At 47.9% G+C, this 18,077-nt stretch carries 12 protein-coding genes; 8 read left to right on the forward strand and 4 right to left on the reverse strand.

Annotated features, from left to right (window positions below; translation table 11 throughout):
- Positions 1 to 9: 9 nt before the first annotated feature.
- Entirely contained in the window at positions 10 to 2,040 is a 2,031-nt protein-coding gene (locus BBI11_RS03670; RefSeq protein WP_068460735.1) for a beta-galactosidase, read from the forward strand.
- Between the two features lie 272 nt (positions 2,041 to 2,312).
- On the opposite strand, the gene BBI11_RS03675 is transcribed toward BBI11_RS03670, so the two are convergent.
- From BBI11_RS03675 to BBI11_RS03690, 4 genes are read right to left on the reverse strand one after another with little or no spacing between them, the layout of a single operon-like run.
- Entirely contained in the window at positions 2,313 to 3,410 is a 1,098-nt protein-coding gene (locus tag BBI11_RS03675) for an ABC transporter ATP-binding protein (protein ID WP_068460737.1), read from the reverse strand.
- 43 nt (positions 3,411 to 3,453) lie between these two features.
- Complete coding sequence (galT, locus tag BBI11_RS03680; protein ID WP_068460739.1) at positions 3,454 to 4,947, reverse strand: UDP-glucose--hexose-1-phosphate uridylyltransferase; 1,494 nt, start codon at positions 4,945 to 4,947, stop codon at positions 3,454 to 3,456.
- The gene (gene galE, locus BBI11_RS03685; protein ID WP_068460741.1) at positions 4,944 to 5,945 is read right to left on the reverse strand and encodes a UDP-glucose 4-epimerase GalE; all 1,002 of its coding nucleotides are present in this window, start codon (positions 5,943 to 5,945) and stop codon (positions 4,944 to 4,946) included. The genes galT and galE overlap by 4 nt, the downstream gene beginning before the upstream one ends.
- On the reverse strand, positions 5,942 to 7,129 hold the full coding sequence (locus BBI11_RS03690) for a galactokinase (RefSeq protein ID WP_068460743.1): 1,188 nt from the start codon (positions 7,127 to 7,129) through the stop codon (positions 5,942 to 5,944). Before BBI11_RS03690 ends, galE begins: the two co-directional genes overlap by 4 nt.
- Before the next feature lie 104 nt (positions 7,130 to 7,233).
- On the opposite strand from BBI11_RS03690, the gene BBI11_RS03695 reads away from it, so the two are divergent.
- The 7 genes from BBI11_RS03695 to BBI11_RS03725 all read left to right on the forward strand — a co-directional run bounded on the left by BBI11_RS03695 (position 7,234) and on the right by BBI11_RS03725 (position 18,050).
- Complete coding sequence (locus BBI11_RS03695; protein WP_068460745.1) at positions 7,234 to 8,385, forward strand: ROK family transcriptional regulator; 1,152 nt, start codon at positions 7,234 to 7,236, stop codon at positions 8,383 to 8,385.
- 51 nt (positions 8,386 to 8,436) lie between these two features.
- Positions 8,437 to 9,483 carry an aldose epimerase family protein gene (locus tag BBI11_RS03700; RefSeq protein WP_068460747.1) on the forward strand — a complete coding sequence of 349 codons (1,047 nt, stop codon included), beginning with the start codon at positions 8,437 to 8,439 and terminating at the stop codon, positions 9,481 to 9,483.
- Between the two features lie 348 nt (positions 9,484 to 9,831).
- Positions 9,832 to 10,710 carry a hypothetical protein gene (locus BBI11_RS03705; protein WP_237150314.1) on the forward strand — a complete coding sequence of 293 codons (879 nt, stop codon included), beginning with the start codon at positions 9,832 to 9,834 and terminating at the stop codon, positions 10,708 to 10,710.
- Positions 10,711 to 11,061: 351 nt separating this feature from the next.
- Positions 11,062 to 13,857: a bifunctional diguanylate cyclase/phosphodiesterase gene (locus tag BBI11_RS03710; protein ID WP_068460749.1), complete on the forward strand. Its 2,796-nt coding sequence runs from the start codon at positions 11,062 to 11,064 to the stop codon at positions 13,855 to 13,857.
- A gap of 175 nt (positions 13,858 to 14,032) precedes the next feature.
- Complete coding sequence (locus tag BBI11_RS03715; RefSeq protein ID WP_068460751.1) at positions 14,033 to 14,518, forward strand: MarR family winged helix-turn-helix transcriptional regulator; 486 nt, start codon at positions 14,033 to 14,035, stop codon at positions 14,516 to 14,518.
- A complete protein-coding gene (locus BBI11_RS03720) occupies positions 14,503 to 16,227 on the forward strand; it encodes an ABC transporter ATP-binding protein (protein WP_068460753.1) in 1,725 nt (574 codons plus the stop codon). The genes BBI11_RS03715 and BBI11_RS03720 overlap by 16 nt, the downstream gene beginning before the upstream one ends.
- Complete coding sequence (locus BBI11_RS03725) at positions 16,224 to 18,050, forward strand: ABC transporter ATP-binding protein (RefSeq protein WP_068460755.1); 1,827 nt, start codon at positions 16,224 to 16,226, stop codon at positions 18,048 to 18,050. The genes BBI11_RS03720 and BBI11_RS03725 overlap by 4 nt, the downstream gene beginning before the upstream one ends.
- Positions 18,051 to 18,077 lie beyond the last annotated feature (27 nt).

Raw genomic sequence — 18,077 nt, forward strand, 5'->3', positions numbered from 1 at the left:
TGGAATCAAATGATCAACGATAAATTGCCGAAGATTTGGCACGGCGGGGACTATAACCCGGAACAATGGGATTCACAAGAAATCTGGGACGAAGATGTGCGCATGTTCAAACTGGCGGGCATCGACGTCGCAACCTTGAACGTCTTTTCATGGGCGCTCAACCAGCCGAACGAAGACACGTACAATTTCGACTGGCTTGACGACAAAATCAACCGTTTGTACGAGAACGGCATTTACACATGCCTTGCGACCAGCACCGCCGCACATCCTGCGTGGATGGCGAAAAAATACCCGGACGTCTTGCGCGTCGATTTTTACGGCAGAAAACGCAAATTCGGCAGCCGCCACAACTCCTGTCCGAACAGCCCGACCTACCGTGAGTATTCTGAGAAAATCGCCGACAAACTGGCCGAGCGCTATAAAGACCATCCGGCAGTCTTAATTTGGCATGTGGCCAATGAATACGGCGGCTATTGCTATTGTGACAATTGCCAAGACGCTTTCCGCGTGTGGCTGAGCGATAAATACGGCACGCTTGAAAAGCTCAACAAAGCGTGGAACACCGGCTTCTGGGGCCACACATTCTATGAATGGGACGAAATCGTCGCGCCAAATATGCTCAGCGAAGAGCGCGAAGACAATGTCTCAGATTTCCAAGGAATCTCCCTTGATTACCGCCGCTTCCAGTCGGACAGCCTGCTCGATTGCTATAAGCTTGAGTACAACGCGATCCGCAAGCATACGCCGAATATCCCAATTACGACGAACTTGATGGGCACTTACCCGATGCTCGATTATTTCAAATGGGCGAAAGAAATGGACGTCGTGTCGTGGGATAATTACCCGGCGATCGATACGCCGTTCAGCTACACGGCGATGACGCACGATTTGATGCGCGGCTTGAAGAGCGGCCAGCCGTTCATGCTGATGGAGCAGACGCCGAGCCAGCAAAACTGGCAGCCGTACAACTCCTTGAAACGCCCGGGCGTCATGCGCTTGTGGAGCTATCAGGCAATCGGCCGCGGTGCAGATACCATCCTGTATTTCCAGCTGCGCCGTTCGGTCGGGGCTTGCGAGAAATACCATGGAGCGGTCATTGAACACGTCGGGCACGAACATACGCGTGTCTTCAACGAAGTGGCGCAAATCGGCAGTGAGTTCAATCAGTTGGGCGATACTTTGCTCGATGCGCGCGTCAATGCTAGAGTCGCGATCGTCTTTGACTGGGAAAACCGCTGGGCGATAGAGCTGTCGAGCGGGCCGTCCGTGTCACTCGACTATGTTAATGAAGTCCATAAATACTACGACGCCCTGTATAAATTGAATGTCCAAGTCGACATGGTCGGCGTTGAAGAAGACTTGAGCCAATACGATATCGTCATCGCACCCGTCTTGTATATGGTGAAAGAAGGCTACGCAGCGAAAGTTGAGCGCTTCGTCGAAAACGGCGGTACGTTCATCACAACTTTCTTTAGCGGCATTGTCAACGAAACAGATATCGTCACACTCGGCGGCTACCCAGGCGAGTTGCGCAACGTGCTTGGCATTTGGGCTGAGGAAATCGACGCGTTGCACCCGGACGAAACAAACGAAATCGTCGTGAGTGGATCTCGCGGAAACTTGAGCGGCAGCTATTCCTGCAATTTGCTGTTTGACTTGATCCACACAGAAGGCGCACAAGCAGTGGCAGAATACGGCTCTGATTTCTACAAAGGCATGCCCGTGCTCACCGTCAACGAATTCGGCAAAGGAAAAGCCTGGTACGTGGCGTCGAGCCCGGACGCGGAATTCCTCGTCGATTTCCTGCAAACCGTATGCGAAGAAGCGGGCATCGAGCCTTTGCTTTCCGTACCGGAAGGCGTCGAAACGACCGAACGCGTCAAAGACGGACAGACCTATTTGTTCGTGTTGAACCACAATAATAAGTCAGCATCGATCGACTTGAACAACAGCCAGTACAAAGAACTGCTGACTGCCCAGCAATTAAGCGGCACAGTCGAACTCGAAGCCAAAGGCGTCTTCATCTTAGCGAAAGTTTAAGATCATATAATAGGAACAAACAGAAAACCCATGCACAGCGCCCGGCTATTGGAAATCAATCCAACAGTGGGGGCGGGTGTATGGGTTTTTATTGGTGGGAATTTTTGTGGAGTCTTGAATAGAATAAATAAAGCTTTTTAAACTGCGTGAAGTAGATAGTTTACTCAATCTAAATCTGAGTAAGATATTCAAGTGGTAAACTTCGGAAAATACGGCTTCCTGAGTTTCTCTACATACAGAAAAACCCGGCCAGAACTCTGGCCGGGTTTCTTTTATTTAATACGCAATTCCGATTCGCTGTCGAAGAAATGAGCTTTATTCATATCGAAGGCCATGTCGATCGTTTGGCCAGATTCTACATTGAAGCGGGCATCGACGCGTGCAACGAAATCCTGTTCGTTGACGTTCGAGTACAGGATGATCTCCGAGCCCATCAATTCCGCTACTTCGACATACGCTTTCACTTTCGTATGCGGGGAATGGTCAAGGAACAAAGGCTCATCGTGGATATCTTCCGGGCGGATACCGAGGACGATTTCCTTGTCTTTATAGCCTTGTTCGCGTAGTGTCGCGAGCTTGCCTTCAGGGACGAGCACTTTGACATCGCCCATGACAAACGAATCGTCAACGATTTTCCCGCGCAGGAAGTTCATGGACGGCGAGCCGATAAATCCGCCGACGAACATATTGTCCGGCTTATCGTAGACTTCTTTCGGCGAGCCGACTTGTTGGATAAAGCCATCTTTCATGACGACGAGGCGCGTCGCCATCGTCATGGCTTCGGTTTGGTCATGCGTAACATAGATGGTCGTCGTCTGCAGGCGGCGATGCAGCTTTTGAATCTCGGTGCGCATCTGTACCCGTAGTTTGGCGTCCAAATTGGACAAAGGCTCATCCATCAAGAAAACTTCGGCGTCGCGAACGATGGCACGCCCAAGAGCGACACGCTGGCGCTGTCCGCCTGAGAGCGCTTTCGGTTTGCGATCTAGGTAATCATCGAGCCCTAGAATACTCGACGCATTTGAAACGCGTGTTTTGATTTCGTCTTTTTTCATTTTGCGCAACTTCAAGCTGAACGCCATATTGTCGTAAACGCTCATATGCGGATATAGTGCGTAGTTCTGGAACACCATCGCGATGTCGCGGTCTTTTGGTGACACATCATTGACGCGTTTATCGCCGATGAAAAGGTCGCCATCTGTGATTTCTTCTAAGCCGGCGATCATCCGCAAGGTAGTCGACTTGCCACAGCCTGAAGGGCCTACGAGTACGAGAAACTCTTTATCTCGAATCTCCAAATTGAAATCCTGAACGGAAACGACCCCTTTTTCGTATTCTTTTCGTATATTCGTCAAAGTTAAACCTGCCATCTAAATCCCTCCCAAGTATGTAAGTGCATTGGTTCCATCGTACTTAAACAGTTTTTGCGGGTTGCTCATTAATTGCGTGGATAAATCGTTCGAATGCTTGTTGTTCTTTTAACACACCGGCATCTTCCAAAATTCGGACGAATTTCTTGCCCAATTCTTCCCTCAGGAGCGTCTCGGCTTCCTGGTGATTTGCGAGCGTGCCGTGCTGCGCTTTTAACTGCTCTGCCCAGTCTTGATGGGTAGGTTCTACGCGGCTAGCCTGGCCTAGCAGAAATTCCTGGATTTCTGCCAGTTCCTGCTTCAAGCGCGGTGGCAAGACAGCAAGCCCCATCACTTCGATCAAGCCAATATTCTCTTTTTTGATATGGTGGACATCGGCATGGGGGTGGAAGATCCCGGCAGGATGTTCTTCAGTCGTCCGGTTGTTTCTCAACACGAGATCGATTTCGAATCGCCCGTCGCGTTTTCTGGCAATCGGTGTAATCGTATTATGCGGCGTATTTCCAGTAAAGGCAATCACATTTTTAGATTCATCCGAATACTGTTTCCACGTCTGCAAAATCTCATCGGCGGCATCCACCAGCTCGTCGATGTTTTCACTTTTCAAGCGAATGACCGACATCGGCCAGTCGACGATGGATGCCCCGATGTTCGGGAATGAATTCAAGCGGAACGTGAACGCATCTTGTGCACGGGTCATCGCGAACTCATAACGTCCCGCTTGATAATGGTCATGGCTCAGGATAGAGCCGCCGACAATCGGCAAATCAGCATTCGATCCGATGAAGTAATGAGGGAATAGCACCACAAACTTCAGCAATCGTTCAAAGCCGCCCCGGTCGATTTTCATGTCGCGATGTTCTTCTGAAAGCAGGATGCTGTGCTCATTGTAATAGACGTAAGGCGAGTATTGGAAATACCAATTTTCCTCCGTCAGCGGAATCTTGACGACGCGGTGGTTGGCGCGTGCTGGGTAGCCAATCCGCCCAGCGTAACCTTCGTTTTCCTTGCACAATAAACATTTCGGGTAACTTGCCGCCTGCTTGATTTCCCGCTCACGTTTGATCTGTTCGGGATCTTTTTCTGGTTTCGACAAATTGATCGTAATGTCCATCTCGCCATAAGGACTGTCGTGTTTATAGGAAATGTTTTTTCGAATCCGGTTCATCTGGATGTAATTGCTGTGTTGGCTAAGGCTGTAAAAATAATCGGTCGCAGCTATTGGCGATTCCGCGTATTTTTTGTCGAACGCAGCATTGATCGCAGAGGGCCGGGCGACAAAGCAGTTCATAATGTTCGCCGACAGCATTTCCTTATCGTCAAAAACATCTTCGATGACGCCGCGGTCGATTGCGAAACGGATGAGTTCTTCGACTAAATTCGGAATGGTATCTTTTTTGGCTTCAGTTTGTTCCGGAAATGAATCCATTCCAAGTAAATGCATCACTTGGTTGCGGGCATAATCAATATCGTCCGCTTCGATCAAGCCGGTGGCCAAAGCGTTTTGAACGAGGCCAGCAAGTGTTTGATGGATCATAGCTTAACCTCTTCGCTATAGCCTGCAGGGTGAGTAGAATGCCAATTCCATGCATCTTCAATGATTTTTGTGATGGAAGTATTCACCGGGTTCCAACCCAGAATACGCGTGGCTTTTTCTGTGCTGGCGACAAGAATGCTCGGGTCACCTGAGCGGCGTGGTCCAATTTTTACCGGAATGTCCTTGCCAGTGACAGAACGCGCGGTGGAAATCATTTCATTGACCGAGAAGCCTTGGCTGCTGCCGAGATTGAAGACATCGTTTTCTCCGCCGTTTCGCAAGTAATCGAGTGCCAACAAATGGGCGTTGACGAGGTCTTCGATATGGACATAGTCGCGGATACAGGTGCCGTCCGGCGTATCGTAATCATCGCCAAAGACGGTGATTTCCTCGCGCTGTCCGAGGGCTGCCTGCAGAATGATCGGAACAAGGTGGGATTCTGGGCGGTGGTCTTCTCCGATTTCACCTGTCGCCCTTGCACCCGCAACGTTGAAATAGCGCAAGGAAACAAAGTTCAAATCGTGTGCCAAGGAAGTCCACTTCATCATTTTTTCCATCGTTAGCTTGGTTTCGCCGTAAGTATTGGTTGGATGGGTTGGCATGGTTTCGGTGATCGGAACGGCTTCGGGCTCTCCGTAAGTCGCGGCTGTCGAAGAAAAGACAATGTTCTTAACGCCGTGTTTTGTCATGGCCTTTAGCAGAACTTGTGTGCCGTATACATTGTTGTCGAAATACTTTAAGGGATTTTCCATCGATTCGCCGACCAACGAATTGGCCGCAAAGTGTAGAACTTCGTCGATGGATTCGTTTTCAAATACGCTATCCAGGAAATTCGCGTCCCGAATATCGCCTTCGTAAAATGCAGCGTTTGGGTGGACCGCTTGCCGGTGGCCGTTCTCTAAATTATCGACAACCACGACGTCCATCCCTTGATCGATCAATTGATAAACTGCATGAGAGCCAATATAACCCGCTCCGCCTAATACCAATACGCTCATAATTGCCACTCCTTTACTAACTCTTTTGCCCCGTCAGAAATTTTTGTTTCGTAAAATGAAGGGGGATAGCCAAATTCTTCGCTATAGGCTGATGACAGTGTGTGTTTGAAACTGTCAATTTGCTCCTGCTGGACAATGGCAATTGCACATCCGCCAAATCCGGCCCCAGTCATTCGTGCACCAATAACACCAGGGTGATTCCAGGCTGTTTCTGCGATTTTATCGAGTTCTGGACCCGTCACTTCGTAATCGTCACGAAGAGAGACGTGGGAAGCATTCATCAACTTTCCGAATGCTTCGATATGGCCTTGCTCCAGTTCACTGAGTGCACGCACGGTCCGTTCATTTTCATAGACGGCGTGCTTGGCGCGTTTCCGGCTGATGTCGTTTGCAATCAATTGCTTATGCTGCTCGAATTGTTCACCCGTCAACTCGCCCAGGCTATCAATTGGCAATTCGGTTCGCAAATCCATCAACGCCTGTTCGCATTCGGCGCGGCGTTCGTTGTATTTGGAACCGGCGAGCGTCCGTTGTTTATTAGAGTTGATGATGACGATCTCATAGCCGTTCAATTCGACCGGTGCGTAACTAAACTCCAGTGTCTGGCAATCCAGCAGCATGGCATGGTCTTGTTTTCCTTTGCCGATAGCGAATTGGTCCATGATGCCGCTGTTGACGCCAATGTAATCGTTTTCAACTTTCTGCCCTAAAAGGATCATCTGCAAACGGTCAATAGTCAAATTGAATAGTTCTTCCAGCACAACGCCTGTTGCCATTTCAATGGAGGCGGAAGAAGACAGGCCAGCGCCATTCGGAATGTTGCCATAAAATAAGACGTCCATCCCAGCATCAATTGTAAAACCATTTGCGATGAACAACTGGATCATGCCTTTCGGGAAGTTCGCCCAGTCGTGATCGGCATGGTAGGACAAATCGCTGAGTGTGCATTCGATGATTCCGGCATCGGGAAAATTCATCGAATAAAAACGCAATGTATGATCTGTGCGTTTGCTGGCGATTGCGTAAGTGCCGAGTGAGATGGCTGCCGGAAACACATGACCGCCGTTGTAGTCGGTATGTTCACCGATCAGGTTAATGCGGCCGGGTGCGAAAAAAGACCGTGGTGTGTCAGCTGTTTGAAAGATGTCCTGATAAGCTTGCAACAAATCTGGCTGTGTCATCATGTTCCTCCAATTCTTTGTAAATTAATTTAATTAACATAAGTATATGGTATTTTGTTAAACTATTCAATAAAGAAACTGAAAACTTTAAAAATGGGGGAATCAGCATGCGCCAAGGCAGCTTTCAATGGATGAAATCGATGAACAAATCGCTCATTCTCAATAAAATCAGAACGCAAGGGCCAATCTCCAGAGCACAAATTGCGCGCGAGACCAATCTGACTCGTCCGACCGTAAGCAGCAATGTAAAAGAATTGATCGACCAGAACATCGTCGAAGAAAGTGATATTGGCCAGTCGCAAGGTGGGCGCAAGCCGACGATGCTCATCATCAATGACGGCGCCTTTTGCATTCTCGGGGTGGACGCCGGGCCGGATTCCGTAAAGTGTGTTGTAACGGATCTCTCCGGAAAAGTGTCCGACAGATCGGAAGCTCGATTGCCTTTGCCAGTCGATAATGAAAAATTCCTGGATGCCTTGAAAAGCTGTATTCAAGAATGCCTGGTAAAAACTGCAGGCAAAGACGTCATCGGGATCGGTGTTGCCATGCACGGCGTAGTGGATATTGAGACGGGCGTATTATTGTTCGCGCCAAATTTAGGGCTGACGGACATCCCTGTTAAAGAAGTGCTCGAGAACACGTTTGGGCTGGAAGTCAAAGTGGAAAACGATGCACGTGCTATGGCACTTGGGGAATTTTGGTTTGGCGAGCATGGAGAGTTGGAGAGTATGCTGGCGGTCAACATCGGTCGAGGTGTAGGTGCAGGACTGATCATTGGCGGAAAGCTGTATCATGGCTCCTCTGATATCGCAGGGGAAATCGGCCATATGACAATCGATTTGCATGGGCAAGTATGCGAATGCGGCAACCGTGGCTGCTTGCAGACTTTTACTGCCGGCCCGGCTATTTCACGGAAAATCTTTGAAAAAACAGCCGAATCGTTAACTGCTGAACAAGTCTTCGAACGGGCGTTGGACGGAGATCCATCATGTCACGAGGTTCTTACCGAAGCCGGAAGGGCCATGGGCGTCGGGCTGACCAATTTGATCCATATCGTCAATCCGGAAAAAATCATTCTCGGAGGCGGTGTTTCGAAAGCGCATCAATTTCTCCTGCCGGCCATCCGTGAAACGATTGCAACGGCGTCGCTGACACGCTCAGCAAGCCAGACGAAAGTGGAAACGACCAAGCTTGGCGACGATGCGACGCTCATTGGTGCGGTGACACTGTTGCTAGTGGACGTTTTTGAACTAACCTAAAGCAAAAGGGTTGTGCGAGGCGATTTGAAAATTGAAAGGGTGACGAACAACATGGCAATTACTGAAAAAGCATTTGGCCAGATCAATGGCCAAGATATCACGCGCTATACATTGATGAACGACAAGGGCTTTCAAGTTTCGTGTCTCGACTACGGCTGTATCATCACGGAAATCCTGGCGCCAGACCGAGACGGTTTGCTGGAGAATGTTGTACTCGGTTTCGACACATGGGAGGAGTACGGAAGCAATCCGCATTATTTCGGTGCCGTCGTCGGGCGTTTTGCCGGTCGTATCCAAGAAGGCGCTTTTACAATAGAAGGAACGGATTATCAGCTTGCCCGAAATTCCAATGGCCAGCATTTACACGGGGGTCCTGGTGGTTTTCACTCAGTCGTTTGGAAAGCGGAAGCAATCGAAACTGAAAACGAATCGATCATAGAGTTTACCCATTTCAGCCCGGACGGGGAAGAAGGGTTTCCGGGGAATTTAACCATGACGGTCCGCTACATAGTGAAGCACGATGAAAATCAATTGGCGATTTCCTATTTTGCCGAATCCGACAAAACGACTTTGCTGAATGTCACCAATCATTCCTATTTCAATTTGAGCGGCGATTTCAAGCGGACGATTGTGGATCATCAACTGACTATTCCAAGCAATCATTACGCGGAGCTAAATGAAGACATGCTGCCAACCGGTAAGCTTGTGCCAGCAGACGAAGATTCACTGTTTGATTTCCGCAAGGGCAGAGTCATGCGCGAAGGTTTAGTTTCTGAGCACCCGCAAATCGAACTCGTTGGCGGAGGCTACGACCACCCCTTCCGATTGGATATAGAAGTTCAGCCGGTGATCGAGCTCAAAGACGTGGAAAGCGGGCGCAGTTTGCAGGTTGAAACGACGGAACCGGCAGTTGTCTTGTACACTGCCAATCATATCGGCGGCCCGTATTCATTGAAAGGGGTCAATGCAGAGAATCATCTCGGGCTGTGTCTCGAAACGCAAGGCATGCCAGATTCTGTTCACCATCCGCATTTTCCATCTGCAATTTTAAAAGCGCAAGAGACTTTTGAATCCCGCACGGTCTATAGGTTTACGTAGTCGCGAGGTTTAGCTGTCCCTGTGCATCACACAATTCAAACGACACAAACCGCTCCAGCAGTATACATGCCCTAAAGAATGTCCCTGTGCACCACACAATTGCACCACATAACTGATTTTTTAGGTCTAGCTGAGATTGATGATTGTCTCCATAGCCTATTAAATATGATTGTCAAAAAATCCCGTAATTTTCAATAAAATGAGTCCTATTAGCATGTATATTTCGAAAGAATCATGATAAAATAACTACGATAAGCTTTAACGTCCTAAGGGTTATTCAAGGTTATATGATGTTTTCGGAAATCGACAGGCTAAAAGGGGGAGAATGTTAATGAATCGTGTTAAAAAATGATGATTTATACTTTGATGACCATCATGGCATTGACGGGTGCAAGCAGTGGCGTTCTAGCAAATGGGACCGCAGCGGTAGAGCATTCACAAGTTTACGAAGTCCAAACTCTGCAGGAAGCTAACTATTCGGAAAAAGTGATGAGAGCGGTTAGCGAAACCATGGGGATGGATGCAGATTCCTATGATGCAATATCGATTATTAACCAGTTGCCAAAAATCAAAGTGTGGGAATATTACCTGGCTTCGTTTGGCCAAAAGGTAAAAGGCAATGAAGTTCGGTGCGCAGTGAAGGACATTTTTGATATTGATTTAGACCTTGTATCAAAAAATGACTATGGCAGCAAACTGGTGATTTATCCGGCACCTGTCATGGAAACTTTGCGCGTATCTTTGAAGCAAGAGCCTACTTCAACCAAAAAAGACGAGCTCATCATGAGCATGTCAAAAAACGAAGTGATGGACCGCTATATCAAACAATCGAACTATGCTCTAACGGGAGCGCAATTGAGTTTATTGGTCAATCAAATCTTCGGCGTTAATTTAATGGGAATTTCAAGCTTGGAAGGCAAACAGCTTGCCATCAATTCCAAAGGACAATGGATCGTTAAGGGTGAACAAGATTTGGTTCTTTTGGAATCAAGTCTTGATGATGTGGATGTGTTCGTCTATGCAGGCCCTTATCTTGAGGAATTGACCGGCACAAAAGCCTTGCCTGAAGCATTGATTGTCAAGTTGACTGCAATCGGTTTTGTCTATCAAGAGGAAAATGATCGACTGTATTATCGAAATCCAACAGGTGAGTCTGTACCAGATGCATTTAAAGGACAAGTTATCGGCATTTTGCTAGGCTTTATTGCGGAAGTAGCATCTCGTTAATGACTTTTAACCTATGTAAGCCCTTTGCGATTGCCATACAGGCAAATGCAGAGGGCTTATTTTTTTCGCTCATTGCATACATGAATATGATATTTTTGGAATATTTGCAATTAATTTTACGTAGTTTATGGGTTAAAGTTGTTAAAAAATAAAAACACGAGGGATATAAAAGTGCTTTTGTTAGTGAATGGTGAAATAAAAGGTAAAAATAACTATTTTAGCTTGCGGTTTTTGAGGTAATATAGTAGTAATCTATGCCAGCTTAAATGAAATGGCACAAATACAGTGTGAAAAAAGCTCTTGTTTGTTTTAAGTGCTGGAGCAATGAGCCAGTTATTGGAGGTCGGTATGATGGAACAAAATCAAACGAGGTATTCGCGCTTAGCCCATATCACAAAATTGATCAACACCAACTTGGAGTTGCGTCCCTTGCTGGAGCAAGTGGTGACGGCCATTTCCGAGGAAGTGATGCGCTGCGATTCTGTCGGCATTTATTTGCCGCAAGAAGATGGCAAATTTCGGGGATATGTAGGGAAGCCGGAAGTCATCAATGGCATGACGCTCGATATGCATGTCGTGGATACAGATTATGATTTATTGGCAAAAGAGGTAATTGAAACGCAACAAACGATCTATATCCCAGATACCGCAACTGATGGGCGCCCGGATCCGCGGGCTGTCGCGGGATTTGGCATCAAGTCTTTGCTGGCGCTCCCGATTTCTTACGAGGGCGAATTGTTTGGGTTGGTGTTCTTGTTTGACTACGGGATTCCGATGGATTTATCCGCAGATGAAATCCAGACTGTGGAAGCGTATGTCAATATGGCTGGGGTAGCCATTCGAAATGTTAAAAACTTGCAGCGAAAAGAAAGTCTGTTATCTGAAAAGCAGATGCTGTTGGATTTGACGCGGGACTTATCGATGAGCTCAACCTTGCCCGAGGTATTGGACATTTGTCTCCACTATACAGGCCAAGTTTTGAACATCGACAATATTGGCGTCCACTTGCTCGATCCGGTCGCCGGTGCGAAGTTAAAACCCTCCTATTTAAGTGATAAAAGCAAATGGACGGAAGAAGATTGGCTGAAAAAGCATGAGGAGATGGAGTTTGACCCTTCGGTAGATCCTGCTTTTGCAGCGGTCATGAAGACCAAGAAGCCTCTATATATTCTGGATGTGGAAAAAGACAGCCGGGTAAACCAAGACGTTTGCGAAATGTTTGGCATTAAACGAATGCTGTTCCTGCCTTTTGTCACGATGGGGGAAATGCTCGGGGCGATGGTGCTCGTGAATTTCGATACATCAGATCCAGTCTTCAACGAATCCCATATTCATCTGGCCCAATCAATTGCGGAAGCGACCTCTTCGCTCCTGTCCAATTTATTGTTTATGGAGAAACAGGAAATGATCATTCACGAGAGGACTTCAGAAATCCGTGTGAAAAACGACGAATTGCAAAAGGCGATCAGTCAGTTGGAGAATTTGGGACGTCAAAATGAACTTGTCTTGAGTTCCGTAGAAGACGGGATTTTTGGCCTTGATCTGGAGGGGAAAATCACTTTTTGCAATCGTGCGGCAGAAGCAGCATTAGGTTATGCAAAAGGTGAACTAATCGGACAATGCTATAGCGTCATATTAAATAAAGAGAATGTGTTGTCGACGGCATCGTTGTCATTGAAACAGGATCTGAAGTTCCGAAAAAAGAACGGCGTCGATTTTTCGGTAGAGTATGTGGTATCTGCTGTAAAAGAAGACGGCAAGATGATCGGGGAAGTCGTTACCTTCCGCGACATTACGAAAAGAAAGCAATTGGAGAAGGAAATTACCCATCTCGCCTATTACGATCATTTAACGGATTTGCCGAACCGGGTGTTATTGGATTATTTTTTGAACCAGGAAATCGAAAAAGCGAAATTGACTGGACAGCAGTTAGCGGTGCTGTACCTGGATTTGGATCGGTTTAAAATCATCAACGATAGCCTCGGCCATAGCTATGGGGATATTTTATTGAAGAAAGTCGCTGACCGCATCAGCCAATATATGCCGGATCATGCGTTTGTCTCGAGACAAGGCGGGGATGAATTCACTGTCGTGCTGCCAGGATTCGACAGCCTGGCAGAGTTGATGGATTTGGTAGATTGCTTAGTGGATTCATTTACAGATCCCTTCGTTTTGAAAGGAAATGAAGTTCATATTAAAGCGAGCATCGGCATCAGCGCGTTCCCTGAAGACGGAGAAACGGCAGAAGTACTGATCAAAAATGCGGATGCTGCGATGTATAAATCCAAAGAAAAATCAGGTACGTTTTATCATTTCTTTAGAAGCGACATGAACACGCGCAACCTGGAAAGCATCTTTTTGGAAAATGCCTTGTATAAAGCCTTGGAAAACAACGAGTTGCTCTTGCATTTCCAGCCGCAAATCGACTGCCGCACCGAGCGCATGATTGGCGCCGAGGCATTGATCCGTTGGAATCATCCAACGAAAGGCATGATTTCCCCGGTGGAGTTCATCCCGACCGCAGAAGCTACAGGATTAATCGTTCCTATCGGCAAATGGGTGTTGGAATGTGCGTGTGCTCAATTAAAAAAATGGCATGACGAAGGCCGAACAGAGCTTTCGGTGTCGGTCAATTTGTCCGGCCGACAATTTGAAGAAGATGATTTGGTTTCCATGATTGAATTGGTACTGAAGCAAACAGGGATAAATCCAGAATCTCTGCACATCGAATTGACCGAGAACCAGATTTTCCGGAATACCCATATGACGCTCGATAAAATGAGGGAACTCAAGATGCTGGGCATTAAAATCGCCTTGGATGATTTCGGCACGGGGTATTCATCACTCGGGTATTTGAAAAACTTTCCAATCGACACCTTGAAAATAGACAGATCCTTTATGGTCGATATTTTAACCGACAAAAACAATGCGGCCATTACGAGCACAATCATCACGCTCGCGCAAAACTTGGGCTTGGATGTTATTGCAGAAGGAGTGGAGACAAAAGCGCAATTGGCGTTTTTGTCAGCTAAAGACTGCTTTTACATTCAAGGGTATTATTACAGCAAACCTTTAGGGGTTGAAGAGTTGGCTGCATATATCGACCGTGCTGCGCCTATTTCAAGCAGCGATTCCAGGCATTTGTAAACCATCTCGAATAGACCATGTCTCCATTCAGCGCTCCGCCAGTCCAAACTGGCGGAGCTTTTTTGTGCAACGAAATCCGGAGCTTCAAAATTGACGGGCCGCTGCAATCGGAGTAGCTTTAAGTCAATACAATAGATAGTTCCATTTGGAACGATTAAAAAAGGCGGGGCACGATATGAAAGAGGAAAACGAAATAACGACTTATATGCAATTGATGCTGTCTTTTGCCGAAGTGCAAAAAAACATGCTGCGGATCATCCAACAGTCGGCGGCAGAAAAAGAACTGTCCATTCCTCAATACTCGATTGTGATGACGCTCTTCCGCTGCAGCAACATAACGCAAAAATCGATAGGGGACCAGACTTTCCTGCCGAAAAGCACATTGAGCCAGGCAGTGGACGGCTTGGCCAAGGAAGGCTATGTCATTCGGAAGTCGATGGAAAAAGACCGCCGCGAGATGTGCCTCGAACTAAGCAATTCAGGACTTGCGCTAGCTGAGAAGCTTCATCTGCAAGAAAACGGCTTGCATCAATTGTTCAAGACAGCGAGCAGCCAGTTTACCGAGTATCAAATCAAGGAACTGATTGCAGCGCATAGAAACATTTCAGCCAGTTTGACTAAGACGAAACGACAGGGGGCAACGACATGCTCAAAATCCTAAAAAACCTGAGTCCGTATAAATGGGTGGTTGTCGGTGTCATTGCTTTGGTGTTTGGCCAGTCGATGGCAGAACTGTTTTTGCCGACTTTGATGGCTGACATCATCGACAATGGGGTAGTGCAAGGAAATATTCCTTATATTTGGAGAATCGGCGGCTGGATGCTATTGGTTTCTGCAGTCGGTGCCGCAGCAGCCATTTTCGCCAGTTATTATTCGGCTAAAGCAGCGATGGGACTCGGGCGGGATTTGCGCCAGAAAGTCTTTAAGCATGTCGGACAGTTCTCGCTTCAAGAGTTTGATGAAGTGGGGACTGCCTCGCTCATTACCCGGACGACAAATGACATTACACAAGTCCAGCAAGTCGTCATCATGATGCTGCGCATGGTCATCAGTGCGCCTATCATGTTGGTGGGGGGCTTAATCCTGGCGATTTCAAAAGATGCGCAGCTATCCTTAGTCATCATCGGCGCGATGCCAGTCTTAGCGGTATCGATTTTGTTAATCCTGAAATATGGCATGCCGCTGTTCCAGCAGGTGCAGAAACAGCTGGACGGCTTGAACTTGGTGGTGCGTGAAAACTTGACAGGCATACGGGTCATCCGCGCGTTCAACCGCGAAACAGAAGAAAAGGCCCGCATGCAAAAAGCCAACCGGGAGCTTGCGGATGTCTCCATCAAAGTCAATAAAGTCATGGCGTTTTTGATGCCGGTCATGATGCTGGTCATGAACATGACTGTTGTTGCCGTCATTTGGTTTGGCGGCATTCGCATTAATAACGGAGCTATGCAAATCGGGGATTTAATGGCGTTTATTCAATACGTCATGATGATTATGTTTGCACTTGTCATGGCATCCTTTATGTTCGTCATGATTCCGCGAGCTGCAGTGTCAGCGAAACGCATCAATGAGGTCCTGGAGATGCAGCCAGCATTCCAAGATGACGGCATGAAAAAAGCTGACCGGGAACGCGGCACCTTAGAGTTCGACGATGTGTCGTTTTATTACCCAGGGGCATCGGAGCCGGCATTATCGAACATCAGCTTTACCGCAAAGCCTGGTGAAATTACTGCCTTGATCGGCGGGACTGGTTCCGGCAAGTCGACGCTGGTCAATTTGGTGCCACGTTTTTATGAAGCTACGAGTGGTACAATCCGCGTGAACGGAGTCGATATCCGGCAAGCGCCACAGCAGGAAATCCGCTCAAAAATTGGCTTCGTGCCGCAAAAGTCCATTCTATTCACGGGAACGATTGCTGATAACATCCGATTTGGCAAGCAAGATGCGAGTCAAGTTGAATTGGATCAAGCGGCGAGCACCGCGCAAGCTGAAGAATTTATCCACAGAATGGACGGCGGTTACGAAGCGGAAATCGAACAAGGGGGTTCGAATTTGTCAGGCGGACAGAAACAGCGTTTGTCGATTGCCCGCGCCTTGATTCGCAAACCCGATTTATACATTTTCGACGACAGCTTTTCAGCGCTTGATTATAAAACCGACGCCAAGCTGCGCAAAGCGTTGAAAGACGAGACGAAAAACGCCACGGTGCTATTGGTGGCACAGCGCGTCAGCACGGTTGTCGACGCGGACCGCATCCTGGTTTTAGAAAACGGGCAAGTGGTCGGCATGGGGACCCATGATGAACTTTTAGAATCAAACGAAGTCTACCGTGAAATTGCCCTATCCCAATTGTCAGAGGAGGAGATCGCATGAGCCAGATGGGACCTCCACGCCCCGGAGCCAGTATGCCAGCGGAAAAAGCGAAAGATTTTAAAGGCACATTCCGCCGTCTTGTCTCTTATTTAAAGCCGCGCCGTAAAAAACTCGCGGCCGTCTTTTTCGTCGCAATTCTCAGTACCGTCTTCGCCATCGTCGGGCCGAAAATTATGGGGATGGCCATCACTGAATTATTCGAAGGTGCCTATGGCCAATTGCAAGGCGTGCCGGGTGGCGGCATCGACTTCGGCGTGATCGGCCAAATCCTTAGCGTGCTCGCAGGTCTTTATGTATTCAGCAGCCTGTTCAGTTACCTCCAGCAATACATGATGTCGACAGTGGCACAAGATACCGTCTATGATTTGCGCCAAGACGTCAATAAAAAGCTCGAAAAATTGCCGCTCGAGTATTTTGACGGCCGGCCGAATGGTGAAACCTTGAGCCGCATGACCAATGACATCGATACGATCGGCAGCACCTTGCAGCAAAGCCTGACGCAGTTTATCACTTCGATCGTGACGCTTGTCGGGATTCTGATTATGATGCTGACGATCAGCCCGTTATTGACCTTGATCGCAGTCGTGTCTTTGCCCTTATCGTTGTTTGTCATTGGGCCGATTTTGAAACGATCGCAGAAATACTTCAGCAGCCAGCAAAAAAATCTTGGCCGACTCAATGGCCATGTCGAGGAAATGTACACCGGCCACCAAGTCGTCAAAGCGTTCGGCCATGAAGCCAAATCGAACGAGCAATTCGATGCGGTCAACGCCGAACTCTATGACGCCGGGCGCAAAGCACAATTCATCTCCGGTATCATCATGCCGATGATGAGCTTGATTGGAAATTTGAGCTATGTGTTAATCAGCATCGTCGGCGGTGTGCTGGTCATCCAGCGCGCTATTTCGATCGGGGATATCCAGGCATTCATCACCTATTCCAAACAATTCACTCAGCCGATTACCCAAACGGCGAATATCGCCAATATTATCCAGTCTACGGTAGCCGCAGCGGAACGCGTGTTTGAATTATTGGATGAGACAGAAGAAAGAGAAGAAGTGTCAACATCTGTACTTGCGCGCGCGAAAGGTGCAGTGGCGTTTGAAGAAGTCGATTTCGGCTATGGCGAAAATTTGCTGATTGAAAACATGAACATCGATGTTCAACCAGGTCAAACCGTGGCGATTGTCGGTCCGACGGGTGCCGGCAAGACGACATTGATCAATTTATTAATGCGTTTCTACGAATTAAAAGGCGGCCGCATCACCATCGATAGCCTGGACTCGCGGGAGATGTCGCGCCGTGAGTTGCGCCATAATTTCGGCATGGTATTGCAAGATACATGGCTTTTTAACGGTACAATTCGCGACAATATCAGCTATGGCAAGACCGGGGCTTCTGAAGAGGAAATCCAGGCAGCGGCTAAAGCGGCGCACGCCGATCATTTTATCCGAACTTTGCCGGACGGCTACGATACGGTGCTGAATCAGGAAGTATCGAATATTTCACAAGGGCAAAAGCAATTATTGACCATTGCCCGCGCAATTCTCGCGGATCCACCGATCATGATTTTGGACGAAGCAACATCCAGTGTCGATACCCGGACAGAGATTTTGATCCAGCAGGCGATGAACCGTTTGATGGCTGGGCGCACGAGTTTTGTCATCGCGCACCGGTTGTCGACGATCAAGCATGCTGACTTGATCCTCGTGATGGATCAAGGGAAAGTTATTGAACAAGGTACGCATCAACAGCTGCTCGATGAAGACGGGTTTTATGCGGATTTGTACCGCAGCCAGTTTTCCGCAAAAGTGGCCATCTAATACTGAAAAAAGCCCCTGTGCATGATG

The organism is Planococcus maritimus (assembly GCF_001687625.2).
GTDB lineage: Bacteria > Bacillota > Bacilli > Bacillales_A > Planococcaceae > Planococcus > Planococcus maritimus.

Bases quoted from the DNA above. Each gene is read 5' to 3' on its own strand.
- BBI11_RS03670 (WP_068460735.1), top strand. From the start codon at position 10: ATGATCAACGATAAATTGCCGAAGATTTGGCACGGCGGGGACTATAAC.
- BBI11_RS03675 (WP_068460737.1), bottom strand. From the start codon at position 3,410: ATGGCAGGTTTAACTTTGACGAATATACGAAAAGAATACGAAAAAGGG.
- galT (WP_068460739.1), bottom strand. From the start codon at position 4,947: ATGATCCATCAAACACTTGCTGGCCTCGTTCAAAACGCTTTGGCCACC.
- galE (WP_068460741.1), bottom strand. From the start codon at position 5,945: ATGAGCGTATTGGTATTAGGCGGAGCGGGTTATATTGGCTCTCATGCA.
- BBI11_RS03690 (WP_068460743.1), bottom strand. From the start codon at position 7,129: ATGATGACACAGCCAGATTTGTTGCAAGCTTATCAGGACATCTTTCAA.
- BBI11_RS03695 (WP_068460745.1), top strand. From the start codon at position 7,234: ATGCGCCAAGGCAGCTTTCAATGGATGAAATCGATGAACAAATCGCTC.
- BBI11_RS03700 (WP_068460747.1), top strand. From the start codon at position 8,437: ATGGCAATTACTGAAAAAGCATTTGGCCAGATCAATGGCCAAGATATC.
- BBI11_RS03705 (WP_237150314.1), top strand. From the start codon at position 9,832: ATGATGATTTATACTTTGATGACCATCATGGCATTGACGGGTGCAAGC.
- BBI11_RS03710 (WP_068460749.1), top strand. From the start codon at position 11,062: ATGGAACAAAATCAAACGAGGTATTCGCGCTTAGCCCATATCACAAAA.
- BBI11_RS03715 (WP_068460751.1), top strand. From the start codon at position 14,033: ATGAAAGAGGAAAACGAAATAACGACTTATATGCAATTGATGCTGTCT.
- BBI11_RS03720 (WP_068460753.1), top strand. From the start codon at position 14,503: ATGCTCAAAATCCTAAAAAACCTGAGTCCGTATAAATGGGTGGTTGTC.
- BBI11_RS03725 (WP_068460755.1), top strand. From the start codon at position 16,224: ATGAGCCAGATGGGACCTCCACGCCCCGGAGCCAGTATGCCAGCGGAA.